Genomic DNA, 14274 nt, shown 5'->3' on the forward strand with positions numbered 1-14274 from the left:
GTTATAAGCTTGAATTAATTATCTCATAAATGCTAATTAATAATCCATCTACAAAAAATATTGACAATGAAACATATAGTGTTGCTATGCCAACCACTATCTTTAGTGGTAAAGTTGCATTTTGCAAGTAGATTCTTCCATCTTTTAATATAGGTTCTTTTAAAAACATATACACTATAAGTTTCAAATAATAATAAACAGCAATGGCACTATTTATAGCCATAATCAATGCTAGATAAATATAGCCTTGATTTATCACTGCACTCATTAGATATATTTTGCCCCAAAATATCGAAAAAGGTGGAATCCCAGCTAAAGACAACATAAAAAGACCAATAATAATAGCTGCCATAGGACATAGCTTAATTAAGCCAGAAAACTTATCATATGAGTGATCATATCTGCTATCCCATATTTGCTCTTTAGTTCTGCTAATCCATAGCATAGAAAAGATTCCTAAATTAGTAAAAAGAAATAAAATCCAATACGCAAAAAGTGCGCTATAAGATTGTGGATTGTTTATAAGGATAGCACTAAATGCAAATCCAGCGTGAGAAATAGAGCTATAAGCCAACATTCGCTTTACATCTTTTTGAATCAATGCAACTAAATTTGGCAAAGTAATTGTAATAACTACCAATGCATAAAAGACATTATGCACAAAAGGTATATCCATAAATATACTAAAGAATCTTAAAGCCACAACAAGAGCTGCAATCTTTGGAATTATCGACATAAATCCAGCCAAAAACGAATTTGAGCCTTCATATACATCAGGTGTCCATGTATGAAATGGCACAATAGATGACTTAAAGCCAATAGAAGCGATAAAAAAGACAATGCTTGCCAAAAGTATATTAGATGTCTGATAATCATTAGCTTCCATATACGACTTAACACCATATAACTCCAAATGTCCAGTAGAGGCATACAACAACATAGCACCAAAAGCAAAACAACCAGCCGACAATGCACCCATAGTGAAGTATTTAATAGCAGCCTCAAAAGCTGTCTGCCTATTATGCATAGCTATAAGGGTATATAATACTAAAGATGCAGTCTCTAATCCCAAGAAAATAACCATCAAATGATCGCTACTAACCATAAACTGGAAACCAGCACACATAAATAAAAACAAAGCATAATATTCAGGATACTGAAACTCATGGAATCTATTGTAGCTAAGGGTTAGTGGCACAAATAAAATAGCACCTATTAGTATTATAAACTGCGATACAAGAGAGATTCCATCTACTAAAATAAGGTCAAAAAATGCCCTACTCTCCCAATGATGAGAAAATGCTATCAAATAACCAAAATCTAAAAATAAAAATAAAATAGTAAGCATTGTATACATTTGTTTATTATTTTTTTTGATACACATATCTGTTATTAGAATAACAATAGCTCCAATAATTGCAATAAGCATAGGCACTATGCTAAAAAAATTCAAACTCTCAAAAGAAATACTAAAACTCTCTAGCATACTATTCTCCTTCCAACTCTGATTCAATACCAAAGAAATCTAGCGTTTCTTGTTTGACAGATTTATAATGCATTATAGATAATGTATTTTCAATACCCTTATTAATAGGTTCTAAAATCGGCTTTGGATACACACCAAGCCATATAACCACTATTACAAGAGGCAATAAAGCAGTCCATTCTCTACCATCTATATCACTTAGCTTAGCATTTTTAAAATCTAACTCTCCATAAAAAACTTTTCTATATAAATTAAGCATATAAATAGCACCAACAATAATACTAATTCCTGCAATACCAGCCATAATTGGAGCAACCTCAAAGAATCCTAAAAGAGACAAAAACTCTCCAACAAACCCCATAGTAAGAGGCAATCCAGCAGAAGCCATCATCATAAGCCCAAAAATCGCAGAATAATTAGGCATAACTTTAGCTATACCTCCAAATTCATCAATTTGTTTTGTGTGCTTTCTCTCATAAATCATACCCACAAGCATAAATAGTGCTCCACTAATAATCCCATGACTTAGCATAAAAAACACAGAACCCGATAAGCCCTCAACATTGAGCGAAAAAATACCAATCATAATAACACCCATATGAGAAATAGAGCTATAAGCAATTACTTGTTTTATATCATTTTGTATAAATGCAACTAATGCACCATAAATAATCATAATCAATGACAAAACTGCGATAGGTATTAAAAAATAAACACTAGCATCAGGAAATAAAGGCAGAGAAAATCTAACAAACCCATAAGTCCCCATTTTCAAAAGCACAGCTGCAAGTATTATGGAACCTATCGTAGGGGCTTGACCATGTGCATATGGTAGCCAAGTATGAAATGGAAACATAGGGACTTTCACAGCCAACCCACAGAAAAAGGCTAAAAATAACCATATTTGAATCTCAAATGGAATAGGAACAGAGTTATACCAATCAATAAGAGAGAAGCTCCAAATGCCAGTCTCAACAAAATAATAATAAGCAAGATACAAGATTCCAACAAGCATAATAATAGAACCAACAAATGTGTATAAGAAAAATTTAACTGCAGCATAGATTCTGCTACCACTACCCCAAGCACCTATTATATATAGCATAGGCACTAATGATAACTCCCAAAAAATATAAAACAAAATCATATCTAAAGCACAAAAAACACCAATCATTATACTTAAAAGACACAATAAAGAAATAATTAACTTTTTTGTCTCATTTTGTTCATTTAAATATATAAACCCAACAAAAGCAATAAACGAAGAGAGGATAACCAAAAATAACGATACTCCATCAACACCCACAATGTAATTAATACCAAAATCAGACACTAGTGGAAAGGAAGCAATAAATTGATAATCATAAGCTTGTGTATCAAATAAAAACCACAACAAACAAGTTAGTGCTAACTCGATACCGCTAATTACGATAGCATAAGTCTTTAGATTCTCCTTTATACCTATTGCAAAAATAGCCCCTAAAAGAGGAAAAAATATTATCAAGCTTAAAATAAATTCCATGACGTTGCCCCTACACAAAAATCAATAGCAATAGCAATACTACACCAAAAAACATAACTCGTAACATTTTTGATAAATTGCCACTTTGAATCACTCTTAGTCTATTTCCACTACCATTTAATATATTTGCGATTAAATCAACTACAAAATCAATTGTTTTTTGTTCTATATAAACCCAAACAACCTTAGAGATTCGCATATAGTTATTTATAAATAATTTCTCATATAGCAAAGGTACATAATATTCATTGCGTAGCAATTTATAAATAAATGTATTCTCCAAAGACTTATAGAATCCTCCATTTTTATACTTAAAAACAGCAAATAAAATACCGCATAGCACAACACATGTAGTAAGTGCGATTAGTTTTAAAATGGTAGCAATTGTCAAATGGCTACTAAAATCAGGTAAAACTTGCAATACAAAATGATGAAAATAAGATTCGCTAAAACCAGCAAACACTGCTAAAAATCCTAAAGGTATCATTGCATAAAGCATGTAATTATAAGCTTCATGTGGGTGTTCATTGTGTTTCTTCTCACCAAAGAATACGAGCATAATAAGTCTAAAGCTATAAAATGCAGTCAAAAACGCACCAAGCAACAATACACCCCATAATACATAATATCCACTTCCAAATGCGGCTTCTAATATCTTATCTTTTGAGAAAAACCCAGCAAACGGATACACACCAGCAAGAGCAATGGAAGCTAAAATCATTAAAACAGCAGTAATCTTAAGAGGCTTATATAAAGCACCCATTTTGGTAATATCTAGCTTATCATTCATTGCATGCATTACATTTCCGGCACCCAAGAATAATAATGACTTAAAAAACGCATGTGTAGCTAAATGAAATAATGCTATCCAGTATGCACCAAGTCCAGCAGCCACAAACATATATCCAAGTTGAGATAGAGTAGAATAAGCAATAATTCTTTTTAGATCCTTATTTACAAGTGCCATACATGCAGCAAATATGGCTACAAATGCACCCAAGAAAGCTATAAATACACTGAATTCTGGTATCAAAGAATAAATTGGATTCGCCCTAATTACCAAATATACACCAGCAGTAACCATTGTTGCAGCATGGATTAATGCTGATACCGGCGTAGGCCCCTCCATAGCATCTGCAAGCCAAGTATGAAGTGGGAATTGAGCACTCTTACCCATAGCACCAATAAATAATAAAATACCAATTGCAACTAATAATTCTTTTGGTGCTTCAAAAACATAGCTAAACACAAATTCATACTTCAAGCTACCAAACACCCAATATATCAAAAAGATTCCAAGAAGCATTCCTAAATCAGCAATTCTATTCATAATAAATGCTTCATTAGCAGCAAAAGACGCGGAATCTTTATGATACCAAAATCCTATTAACATCCAAGAGCATAATCCAACACCTTCCCAGCCTATAAATAATCCAGCAAAATTATCGCTTAAAACCAAAATAAGCATAGAAAACACAAATGCACTCAAATATACAAAAAACCTATTAAAGCTCTCATCATGGCTCATATAACCAATTGCATACACATGCACACAAAAAGATACCAAAGTAACAACAAATGCCATAGTAGCACTAACAGGATCAACCAAGAATCCAAAAGGTATACACAAACTGCCAACAACAATCCAATCCATAAGCTCGATGGACAAGATTCCGCCCTGATAAGTATAAACAAGAAGTAAAGTAGAAGCAAATAATGAAATACCAACCATCAATGAAGCAAAGATTCCAACACTCACAAACTTGCTCTTAGAAGAAAATGGAATTCCAAAAACAGATCCAATTAATGGAGCAAAAAATGCAGTATAAAATATAAGTTCCATCATCAGCCTTTCATTGTTTGTAATTTATCCAAATCTAACGAATGATATTTTTTATACCACAATATTAAAAGCCCAATACCCAAAGCAACCTCACTAGCTGCAATAGCAATGATAAAAAATGCAAAAATTTGTCCTTGCAAATCATTTAAATAATATCCAACAGCAGCAAACCCAATACTTGCAGCACTAAGGACAATCTCGGTAGAAAAAAATAACATCAACAAATTTTTACGCTTCAAAATACCAAAAACACCTATTACAAACATAAGTGCAGACAAAATCAAATAATGATTTAAAGTTATCATTTTGCTTCCTTTGTGTTGGAGTTTTCATTGATATTCATTTCTTTTTCACCAAGAGTTAGAGAATATTTCATGCCATTACTTGCCAAAATAATTCCAGCAATCATCGCTACAAGTAGCATTATTGCAGCAATCTCAAAAGGTATTAAGAATTTTGTAAATAAAACATAACCTATCATTTGCACATTACCAACTCCATCTTTTGGTGGTAATTGAGGTTGCATTTGAAGTAAGTTTTCGCTTATAATAGGTGCAACTAAAATTACAACCAACAAAATAGCACCAATACCACTTAGCAAAAATAATATTTTTGAATTTTCAACCTTCTCATTTTGTAGGTTTTGAGTATCAAAAAACATCATAGCAAATGCATACAACGCAATTACAGCACCAGTATAAACAACTATCTGTATAACACCTAAAAATTCAGCCCCAAGCAAAAAGAAAAATGCAGATACAAATATCATTCCTGCCGCTAGTGAGCTTAATGCATATAAGATATTATTTGTAGTTACAACAATTAAAAACATAGCCAAACTTAAACCACAAAAAGTATAAAATGCTATTGCCTCAAACATCTTGTTTTACCCCACTTTCATCAGCTTTACTTTCTTCTTTGGTTAAATACATAAGAGGGGTTTGCTTTATTTTCAAATCCGCATCATAGCTAACGCTACCAACACCTTCATATTCACAATCATTACCGCTTAATACCTTGTCAATAGGAGTCAACATGTCTTGCTTTAAAGAAAAAGAAGCCCTCTGCTCACTTGCATTTTCATACCTATTGCCATGGACAATAGCAAGTTCAGGACATACTTCAGCACATAATCCACAATAAATACATCTTCCAAAATTAATTGTATATTCCGTTACATTCTTTCGTTTATCTTCTCCATATCTAGTTTCCATTCTTATGCAGTTGGCTACGCATATTTTTTCACACAGCCCACAACCAATACACCTCTCATTACCACTATCAAGCAATCTTTTTAACTCATGCACAGCTCTATATCTAGGACTTAATGGCAATTTTTCTAATGGATATTGCACAGTATGAATCTTAGAGCTACAAAACTCCTTAAAAACAAGCCACAATCCAACAAACATTTCTCCACTTAAAGCACGATTCCAAAATTGAACAAACTTTTGAGCATTGCTTTTAGGAGTAGTTTCATCAACAATTTTTATATACGCCATTAATTACCTCCTAAATTTACAAAACCAGTAACTAGAACATTTAATAACGCCAATGGGAATAAAACTCTCCAACAAAGTCCCATTAGCTGATCTGGTCTTACATGAGGATATGCAGCCCTAGCCCACATAAACAAAAATATAAAAAACATAACCTTTAAAACAATAGCGATTCCACCCGGTATAAATCCCAACGGATTAAATCCACCCAAAAATAAAATTGATACCAAAAATGACAATGAAATCATACTTGCATATTCACCTATAAAAAACATACCCCATCTCATACCAGAGTATTCAGTAGCAAATCCAGCCACAACTTCAGCTTCATGCTCCAATAAGTCAAATGGAGTTCTATTTAACTCTGCATAACCAGCAAACAAAAATAATAAAAATGCTATAGGTTGCGAAAAAATAAGCCAGCTAGCTATACCACCTGATTGATAATTATTAATATCAATTAACGATAGAGAGCCAACAAGAATAATTGGTGCTAAGAGAGACAACCCAGATACTACTTCAAAACTAAGCAATTGCACAGCAGCCCTTGCAGCACCTAAAATTGAATACTTACTATTTGCACTAATCCCAGCTAAAAGAGGTCCATAAATACCAGCAGCACCAACCCCAAGCACAAACAAGATTCCAACATTAATATCAGAAATGATAGGTCTTATCACCATGCCAAATGCTTCAAACTCGGGGAAAAATGGTATAGGTGCCATAGCTATAAATGCAGTAGCAGCAGTAATTACAGGCGCAATTCTAAATATAATCTCATTAGCACCGCTTGGAACAATATCTTCTTTTGTAAATAGTTTAATACCATCAGCTAGAATCTGCAATACTCCAAATGGACCTACTAAATTCGGTCCAATTCTTCGTTGAAATTTAGCCAAGATTCGCCTCTCAACATAAGTAGCAAATCCAGCCAATGCAGAAAAAACAAGCACAACTAATAATATTTTAATAAGCGTTTCAATTACATAAAGTGTCATTTTGCAACCTTTATATCAACTTTAGCATATCTGAAATTACCAATTATGCTATACATATCAAACTCACAATTACCAAGTGCTACATACTCTCCTTCCATACCATTATCTATTATTACCTTTGTCTCTATACTACTAGAATCCATAAAAGAAACAACAACCCTATCATCTTGAGCTAAGTTTAGTTTGGTGGCTAAAGTTGCAGATAATTGAAGTCCATTTTTTGATTTTATTAGAGATGACCTAAGTGTTTGTTTTGAAAAATGAGCAACAGGATTTCTAACATACAAATTAAATTCTTCTAATGGTTCTAAAGTAACACTATCAATTTCTATATCACTTTTAGATATACAAAGTTCTAATAAATATCCGCGAATCTCTTTACCATTATTTAAAAATCCATACTTCAAATCATCATACATAATTTCTTTAAAGCCTTTATATGTAGGCAATATCTGCGTATAATCAATAGTATGCTCCAAATTTGTCCCAAGCATTTTAGCTATATCATTTAACTCGTAACCATAATAAGGGGTAGCAGGACTAAAAGGCACAACCCGTTTATTCACATTCACAAAAGTCCCTTCCTGCTCATTCAAATAAGGCATAAGTAAATTAGCAGAATGTGTCCCTATTGTGTAGCTACCTGTAGTGTTATAGCCTATGCTATAACCTTCACTAGTTCTATCCAAACTACATAGTAAAGAGATTCCAATAGCATTTGTAGTAGGCGGAAGTAACATAATTTTAACTTCAGAATACTCTTCAATCAATCCAAGAATCTTGGCTATATTGCTTGAGTTTTTAGTGCCATATACATCAAACCCAACAACAAGCACAGGATTTTTTGCCTTTTGCATAGAAACCTTTAATACTTCAAAAGCCTCTAACATACTATCTGAACAATACTCTAATAACTTACTTGATTTTACATCTATAATTTCTTTGTGTTTTACAACTTCATCTTTTTCTTCAAATTTGACTTCCCCACTTTCATCTAGCACTTCCTTACCATTCTCGTCTAATATAGGAACTTTTATTTTATTTACAACTTCTTTTTCTGTCTCTTTTTTTATTGTGATTTCATATTTTGCTATTTCTGCTTTTAGAGAATCTATCCATTTATCTTGCGGTATTAGCACACTTGCCAAAAGCAATACAAATGCCTCTTCACTTTGAGGCTTATAGATGCCCTCTATTAGATTCGTAGCCTTTACAAAAGAATTAGCAACACAATCACTCATAGTATGAAAATAAGCCAACATAGCACCTTTATTTTGCTTTAGTGCATTATTTATACTATGCGTAATCACTGGCATATCATAGCTCATAGCCCCGCCAAAGCACATTACAAAAGAGCTAGAAACTATATCCTCCTCTGTTGCACTACCAAAGTTACCGCACACCAAACTAAAATTATGTATAAATTCTTTAAAATCCCACACTTCATCACATACTAACTTATACCCATGCTTTTCTTTTAGGCTTTGAAGTATCATTGCCTCTTCATTGCTTATGTTTCCTAAGAATCTGATGCTTTGTGCTTCTTTAAAGGCAGCTATTGTCGCATTAAAGGCAACTACATTTTTTTGCACATTTTGATTATTAGTCTCAAATGCTAATCTGCCAGCTGGACATAGTGTAGAAAAATTCCAATCACTGCTTACCCTATATACCTTCTTTTCTTTACCGCCTATTTTACTTTGCTTTACCTCATAAGTGATAGCACAGCCATTAGCACAATGTGTGCAACTACTAGGAATTTTTTTCAATTCCCACGCATTTGAAGTATATTGGAAGTGAGCAATGCTTAAAGCACCAACAGGACACACGCTAGAGCACTCCCCACAATCTCCACAATCACCTAACCCACTAGGACCTATTAGGGATTTTTTGAACTTAGTCCATACGCCAAAGGCATCTTTTGGCATAGTATCTTTATATTCTTTTGATGGCATATCTCCATCTCTCTTAATTGTTTTTATATATGATTTTCCTATTTTATCTTTACACACAGTAACGCATCTCTCACACACTATGCACAAATTTGGGTCATATACAGTTGCACCCCATGAGTTAAATTCCTTATAATCATCTTTTAGTGCATATTCTTGCGTATTTACGCCAACATAATGCGTGTAATTTTGTAATTCACACTCACCACTTTTATCACATACACCACATTGCAAAGGGTGATTTACATCATAGGCTTGCATTATGGCTTTTCTTTCTAACTCTATCTCCTCTGTATGGACAACAACATTCATACCATCTTTGACTTTTGCATTACAAGCATATACTCTCTTGCCATCTGCTTCTACCATACACATCTTACATGCTAGAGTTGGAGAGCAACAGGAGAGATAGCAAATAGCAGGGATAAAAATATTATTTGCCCTAGCTACATTTAATATACTCTCACCATCATCGCACAATACTTCGCAACCATCGATTATTACTTTTATCTTCTCCATTTGCTACCTTTTTATAGTTGTTTTGTAATAGCAAGATTCAAACTTAATATCAGAAAATAACATACCTATTAATCCTCTTAACTTAGGATTTAGCACGAATTTAACCTTCAATTCTTTAGTATCCATATTTAAAGAAATCATATCTCCATTAGTTACCTTACCAACCAAAGCAAACTGATTTGAGCCTTCAAGCCTCATTTCATCATCATATCTTATATAAGCTACCAACCCATTAATGTCATCTTGTATTTCTGTTATTTCATCGATTGTTTGCTCATTATTATTTGCTTTTTTAGAATCCAAAAAAGCAACATCAAAATTCTCTTCACTCAAAATAAAATTAAATGCCCTAATAATATTATCTGCAACATTGCTTTTATAAATATCGCCTCCAAGTATAATTAAGCTCTTTTTACCATTAGTGCTTAGTGATATTTGCTCTAACTCCTCTTCAGATAGATTTGATTCAGAAGACAGATAGCCTATATCCAAACTTGCATACTTAGTCTTAAATGTAGGACTTAAGAAATAAGCCAATAAACAAGCAACATACTCATCATATAAAACCTCATAAGAAAAATGAGTTATATTTGGGTGATAGTCAAAATTTATAGGGCTTATTAGAAAAATATTCTTATCAAAAGACTTTATATTTGGGAATCTATTATAAAAATCATCTATAAATCCGCCAAATAAAATCAAATTATCATAATTTGAAATTTCTAGTGATTCTTTAATCATTTCAGCCTCTTTACAACTATTGTCCAATCAACTTCGTTGAATCTCAAAGAATTCATAAGCATAGCACCACAACTCTCAACTACATCTGCACTACTTTGAACCTTAGAAAAATCAATAACTTCAAACAAAAAGATTCCAACCTCTCCAATATCTAAGTCATTGTTAATGGCATCTTTTAATCTACCTTCAAAATCATTTTTTACATGTCTCAAATCAATTCGCTTCATCTATCTATTTCCCCAAAAACTATATTTGTATTACCAATAATAGTTACAACATCTGCTAAATAATGACCAGGCAATAAATCCTGCAAAACTCCAGTATGAAAGAAGCTTGGTGTTCTCATTTTTAGTCTATATGGATATGGCTCACCTTCTGATTTGATAAAAAATCCAAGCTCACCTTTTGGAGATTCCGTTGGGACATATATCTCTCCTATAGGCGGACGCATACCTTGAGTTACAAGCACAAAATGTTGCATCAAAGAATAATTTTGAGTCATTATTTGCTCTTTTGGCGCTGAAAAATACCTAGTATCCTCACACATCAAAAGACTATCTGTATCTTTATATTTTTCTATTAGTTGATATAAGATTCTAATGCTCTGTCTCATCTCCTCCATATACAATAAATATCTCCCATAGCTATCATTACTAGCACTAATTGGCACATCAAATTCTAGCTCATCATATAATTCATATGGCTCTTCTTTTCTTATATCCCATTCTATACCACTACCTCTTAGCATAACACCGCTTAGACCCCAACTTTTAGCCATTTGCGGAGTTACAATCCCTACATTTTCTAAACGCATTCTCCATATACGATTTTCACTCAATATTCCCTCATATAGCTCAATCCTACTTGGTAATTCATCTAAAAATGCCTTTAATTTATCACACCAACTAGGAGGTAAGTCAAGTGGCACACCACCTATTCTAACACTAGAATGCGTAAGTCTAGCACCACAATAGTCTTCTATTAAGTCAATAGCAAATTCTCTTTCTCTAAAACAATAAAGAAAAATACTCATAGCACCAACATCAAGTGCGTGTGTAGCAAGCCAAAATAAATGAGAAATGATTCTATTTAATTCCAAAAGCATAGTTCTTATAACCTTAGCCCTTCTTGGAACTTCAACCCCAAGCAATCTCTCAACACTTAAAGCAAAGGCATAATTATTTGAACTAGCAGCAATATAATCCATTCTATCTGTTGTTGGCAAAAACTCATTATAAATCATATTTTCAGCCATTTTTTCCATACCACGATGCAAGTATCCAACATCTGGAGTAGCTTTAATTACCTTCTCGCCTTCTAGCTCTAAAATAAGTCTTAATTGACCATGAGCACTTGGGTGTTGCGGTCCAAAGTTTAGCACCATAGCATTATCGCTAATCCTATCAAAAGCAATATTTTCATAAAACGGCATTAATTTGTTTGGTTGTTGCATTTTATTTCCTCTTGTCTAATTGCTTTTGATTATTTATTGTTAGCTTTGTTACAAACAACACGCCATCTTCTTCTTGATACATAATTGGTTTTTTTACTTCATTATCTTTATCTATCACTTCGCCATATTTAACCTCATAACCAAGCCTTGAAAAACGAGTGCTATCATATCTATCTACCCTTGCAGAATCTCTTTGTTCTTCACCTACAACCTCTCTATATTCTCTGCCAAAAATAGTATCAACCTCATACCATCTAGCACTCTCATCGCCTTGCAGAGGATAGCTTTTTAACAATGGATGTCCAACCCAATCATCAGGCATCAAAATCCTCTTTGGATATGGATGGTGCAAAGGCATGATTCCAAACATATCATACATTTCCCTCTCACTCCAATTAGCACTGCTAAAAATGGAGCTAACTGATTCTATTTCTTCATTTTCTTTCAAAAATGTCTTAACTCTTAGTCTTCTTTTATGTGTAAAAGATAGCAACTGATAAAAAATCTCAAATCCACCATCTCTCTCTAAATAATCAATAGCACTCATCTCGCTTAATGTTTCATAGCCATTTGCTTTTATTATTTTTAATGCTTCAACTATATTATCCTTGCCAATCCACACAACACAAGTATCACGCTCAATATAAGATTCACGCACAAATCCTTCTAAATCCCTAATAACTTGCAAGTCAATTTCGTTGCTAACTTCATATCTAGGCACTCTAGGAGAAACATAGAATCTATCTTTGTAATATACCTCTTTTTGTGCATTTACCTTTGGTTTATATTCTCTCACTTATATCCTCCCTAGATAAGTCGTTTTGGTTCTATCTTACGCGATGATTTTTGTTTTCTTATTTTTTGTTGCAACACCATTAAAGCATACTGCAAAGTCTCTGGTCTAGGAGAACACCCCGGAAGATAAATATCAACTGGAATAATCCTATCTACACCTTGAACCGTTGCATAAGTATTAAACATACCACCAGTATTTGCACAACTACCCATTGATATGACCCATTTTGGCTCTGGCATTTGATCATATAGTCGCCTTACAAATTGTGCATGTTTTTTAGTAACCGTCCCTGCAACAATCATAACATCACTCTGTCTAGGACTCGCTCTAAAAATAGTCCCAAACCTATCAAAGTCATACCTTGAAGCACCTGTTGCCATCATCTCAATAGCACAACATGCAAGACCATAAGTCATAGCCCATAATGAATTACTTCTGCCCCAATTTACAAGCTTATCAACACTTGTAAGCATTATTGGAAGACCAGAATCTTTTAGATATTTTACTTCATGCTCTGCCATTGTAGCGCCCCTTTTCTCCATGCATATATAAAGCCTAAAAATAATAAGAAAACAAACAAAATCATCTCAATAAAACCAAACATACCAAGAATCTTAAAATCAACAGCCCACGGAAACATAAAAATAACTTCTACATCAAATAATATAAACAGCAAAGCCATTAAATAAAATTGTGATGAGATTCTATTTGGTTGTTTTGTCGGAGCTAGACCGCATTCATACGGAGCTAGTTTTAACTTTTGAGTGTTTTTGTTTGCTAAACTTTTTCCAACAAACCTAGAAAGAAATGTAGTTGCCAAAAAAGCAACAAATGTGAATATAAAAATTGCAAAGATTCCAAAATATGGGTGAGCGACATCCATATGAGACATGATATCTCCTTAACAAGCTTTGATAAAAATTATTACTTAATCTTATCAAACTTTTCTTAAAAATTATAAAGAAGTTTTTTGCTTTAGAGATAAAAGCCTTTATTTTTAGACATTTTCTAATTTCATTAAAGTAAAAAAGTTAAATTTACTATTACTTTTTGTATCAAATTTATATAGAAATATTATTTTTTTAAAATATTATCTATATTGTTTGATACATCTCCATAATACACAATATCCTCTGCTTTTAATTTATCATTTTGTAATATCTCTGGAATCTCACCAATATCTATATTTTCTCGCATTTTTTGTAATTCTTGCTCACTATATGAATACATCATCTGTGCAGATATTACGCCTTTTAGGCTTTCTACTTGTTTTAGTATTTTTATTTCTTCATCTATGCTAGAAGACTCCATTGTTATTACTATCTTTCCATTATCATCTTTGTAATGCCACTCTACGCTTTCTATATTATTTAACTCTTCACATAGTCTATCAACATCACTAGCCATGCACATTACAACAACACTTGAAACACTAAAATTATCACTAGACATATTAATTCCTTGT

At 32.9% G+C, this 14274-nt stretch carries 15 protein-coding genes; all 15 read right to left on the reverse strand.

Going from position 1 to position 14274, the window contains the following annotated elements:
• Position 1 precedes the first annotated feature (1 nt).
• The 15 genes from nuoN to PF022_RS01850 all read right to left on the reverse strand — a co-directional run bounded on the left by nuoN (position 2) and on the right by PF022_RS01850 (position 14261).
• Complete coding sequence (gene nuoN, locus PF022_RS01780; RefSeq protein ID WP_271022601.1) at positions 2–1486, reverse strand: NADH-quinone oxidoreductase subunit NuoN; 1485 nt, start codon at positions 1484–1486, stop codon at positions 2–4.
• 1 nt (position 1487) lies between these two features.
• Entirely contained in the window at positions 1488–3008 is a 1521-nt protein-coding gene (locus PF022_RS01785; RefSeq protein WP_271020820.1) for an NADH-quinone oxidoreductase subunit M, read from the reverse strand.
• 10 nt (positions 3009–3018) lie between these two features.
• Positions 3019–4851, reverse strand: coding sequence for an NADH-quinone oxidoreductase subunit L (gene nuoL / locus PF022_RS01790; RefSeq protein ID WP_271022603.1), 1833 nt, complete (start codon positions 4849–4851; stop codon positions 3019–3021).
• Positions 4852–4853: 2 nt separating this feature from the next.
• Complete coding sequence (gene nuoK, locus PF022_RS01795) at positions 4854–5156, reverse strand: NADH-quinone oxidoreductase subunit NuoK (RefSeq protein ID WP_271022605.1); 303 nt, start codon at positions 5154–5156, stop codon at positions 4854–4856.
• The gene (locus tag PF022_RS01800; protein ID WP_271020817.1) at positions 5153–5731 is read right to left on the reverse strand and encodes an NADH-quinone oxidoreductase subunit J; all 579 of its coding nucleotides are present in this window, start codon (positions 5729–5731) and stop codon (positions 5153–5155) included. Before PF022_RS01800 ends, nuoK begins: the two co-directional genes overlap by 4 nt.
• Positions 5724–6353, reverse strand: a complete 630-nt coding sequence (gene nuoI, locus PF022_RS01805; RefSeq protein WP_271022606.1) for an NADH-quinone oxidoreductase subunit NuoI — start codon at positions 6351–6353, stop codon at positions 5724–5726. The genes PF022_RS01800 and nuoI overlap by 8 nt, the downstream gene beginning before the upstream one ends.
• The gene (nuoH, locus tag PF022_RS01810) at positions 6353–7348 is read right to left on the reverse strand and encodes an NADH-quinone oxidoreductase subunit NuoH (RefSeq protein WP_271020815.1); all 996 of its coding nucleotides are present in this window, start codon (positions 7346–7348) and stop codon (positions 6353–6355) included. Before nuoH ends, nuoI begins: the two co-directional genes overlap by 1 nt.
• Positions 7345–9819, reverse strand: a complete 2475-nt coding sequence (locus PF022_RS01815; protein WP_271022608.1) for an NADH-quinone oxidoreductase subunit G — start codon at positions 9817–9819, stop codon at positions 7345–7347. The genes nuoH and PF022_RS01815 overlap by 4 nt, the downstream gene beginning before the upstream one ends.
• 3 nt (positions 9820–9822) lie before the next feature.
• Positions 9823–10560, reverse strand: a complete 738-nt coding sequence (locus PF022_RS01820) for a hypothetical protein (RefSeq protein ID WP_271022611.1) — start codon at positions 10558–10560, stop codon at positions 9823–9825.
• Positions 10557–10787 (reverse strand): NADH-ubiquinone oxidoreductase subunit E family protein, encoded by a 231-nt coding sequence (locus PF022_RS01825; protein ID WP_271022612.1) that lies wholly within the window; start codon positions 10785–10787, stop codon positions 10557–10559. The genes PF022_RS01820 and PF022_RS01825 overlap by 4 nt, the downstream gene beginning before the upstream one ends.
• Complete coding sequence (gene nuoD, locus PF022_RS01830; protein WP_271020811.1) at positions 10784–12013, reverse strand: NADH dehydrogenase (quinone) subunit D; 1230 nt, start codon at positions 12011–12013, stop codon at positions 10784–10786. The genes PF022_RS01825 and nuoD overlap by 4 nt, the downstream gene beginning before the upstream one ends.
• Position 12014: 1 nt before the next feature.
• Positions 12015–12809 (reverse strand): NADH-quinone oxidoreductase subunit C, encoded by a 795-nt coding sequence (locus PF022_RS01835; RefSeq protein ID WP_271022614.1) that lies wholly within the window; start codon positions 12807–12809, stop codon positions 12015–12017.
• Between the two features lie 11 nt (positions 12810–12820).
• On the reverse strand, positions 12821–13330 hold the full coding sequence (locus PF022_RS01840) for a NuoB/complex I 20 kDa subunit family protein (protein ID WP_271020809.1): 510 nt from the start codon (positions 13328–13330) through the stop codon (positions 12821–12823).
• Positions 13312–13701 (reverse strand): NAD(P)H-quinone oxidoreductase subunit 3, encoded by a 390-nt coding sequence (locus PF022_RS01845; protein WP_271020808.1) that lies wholly within the window; start codon positions 13699–13701, stop codon positions 13312–13314. Before PF022_RS01845 ends, PF022_RS01840 begins: the two co-directional genes overlap by 19 nt.
• Before the next feature lie 182 nt (positions 13702–13883).
• Positions 13884–14261, reverse strand: a complete 378-nt coding sequence (locus tag PF022_RS01850) for a chaperone NapD (protein ID WP_271020807.1) — start codon at positions 14259–14261, stop codon at positions 13884–13886.
• Between the last annotated feature and the right edge of the window lie 13 nt (positions 14262–14274).

Source organism: Helicobacter sp. WB40, assembly GCF_027859275.1.
In the GTDB taxonomy this organism is placed as follows: domain Bacteria; phylum Campylobacterota; class Campylobacteria; order Campylobacterales; family Helicobacteraceae; genus Helicobacter_D; species Helicobacter_D ibis.

Excerpts from the sequence above, each read along its gene's own strand:
- nuoN (WP_271022601.1), bottom strand. The coding sequence starts at position 1,486 with ATGCTAGAGAGTTTTAGTATTTCTTTTGAGAGTTTGAATTTTTTTAGC.
- PF022_RS01785 (WP_271020820.1), bottom strand. The coding sequence starts at position 3,008 with ATGGAATTTATTTTAAGCTTGATAATATTTTTTCCTCTTTTAGGGGCT.
- nuoL (WP_271022603.1), bottom strand. The coding sequence starts at position 4,851 with ATGGAACTTATATTTTATACTGCATTTTTTGCTCCATTAATTGGATCT.
- nuoK (WP_271022605.1), bottom strand. The coding sequence starts at position 5,156 with ATGATAACTTTAAATCATTATTTGATTTTGTCTGCACTTATGTTTGTA.
- PF022_RS01800 (WP_271020817.1), bottom strand. The coding sequence starts at position 5,731 with ATGTTTGAGGCAATAGCATTTTATACTTTTTGTGGTTTAAGTTTGGCT.
- nuoI (WP_271022606.1), bottom strand. The coding sequence starts at position 6,353 with ATGGCGTATATAAAAATTGTTGATGAAACTACTCCTAAAAGCAATGCT.
- nuoH (WP_271020815.1), bottom strand. The coding sequence starts at position 7,348 with ATGACACTTTATGTAATTGAAACGCTTATTAAAATATTATTAGTTGTG.
- PF022_RS01815 (WP_271022608.1), bottom strand. The coding sequence starts at position 9,819 with ATGGAGAAGATAAAAGTAATAATCGATGGTTGCGAAGTATTGTGCGAT.
- PF022_RS01820 (WP_271022611.1), bottom strand. The coding sequence starts at position 10,560 with ATGATTAAAGAATCACTAGAAATTTCAAATTATGATAATTTGATTTTA.
- PF022_RS01825 (WP_271022612.1), bottom strand. The coding sequence starts at position 10,787 with ATGAAGCGAATTGATTTGAGACATGTAAAAAATGATTTTGAAGGTAGA.
- nuoD (WP_271020811.1), bottom strand. The coding sequence starts at position 12,013 with ATGCAACAACCAAACAAATTAATGCCGTTTTATGAAAATATTGCTTTT.
- PF022_RS01840 (WP_271020809.1), bottom strand. The coding sequence starts at position 13,330 with ATGGCAGAGCATGAAGTAAAATATCTAAAAGATTCTGGTCTTCCAATA.
- PF022_RS01845 (WP_271020808.1), bottom strand. The coding sequence starts at position 13,701 with ATGTCTCATATGGATGTCGCTCACCCATATTTTGGAATCTTTGCAATT.
- PF022_RS01850 (WP_271020807.1), bottom strand. The coding sequence starts at position 14,261 with ATGTCTAGTGATAATTTTAGTGTTTCAAGTGTTGTTGTAATGTGCATG.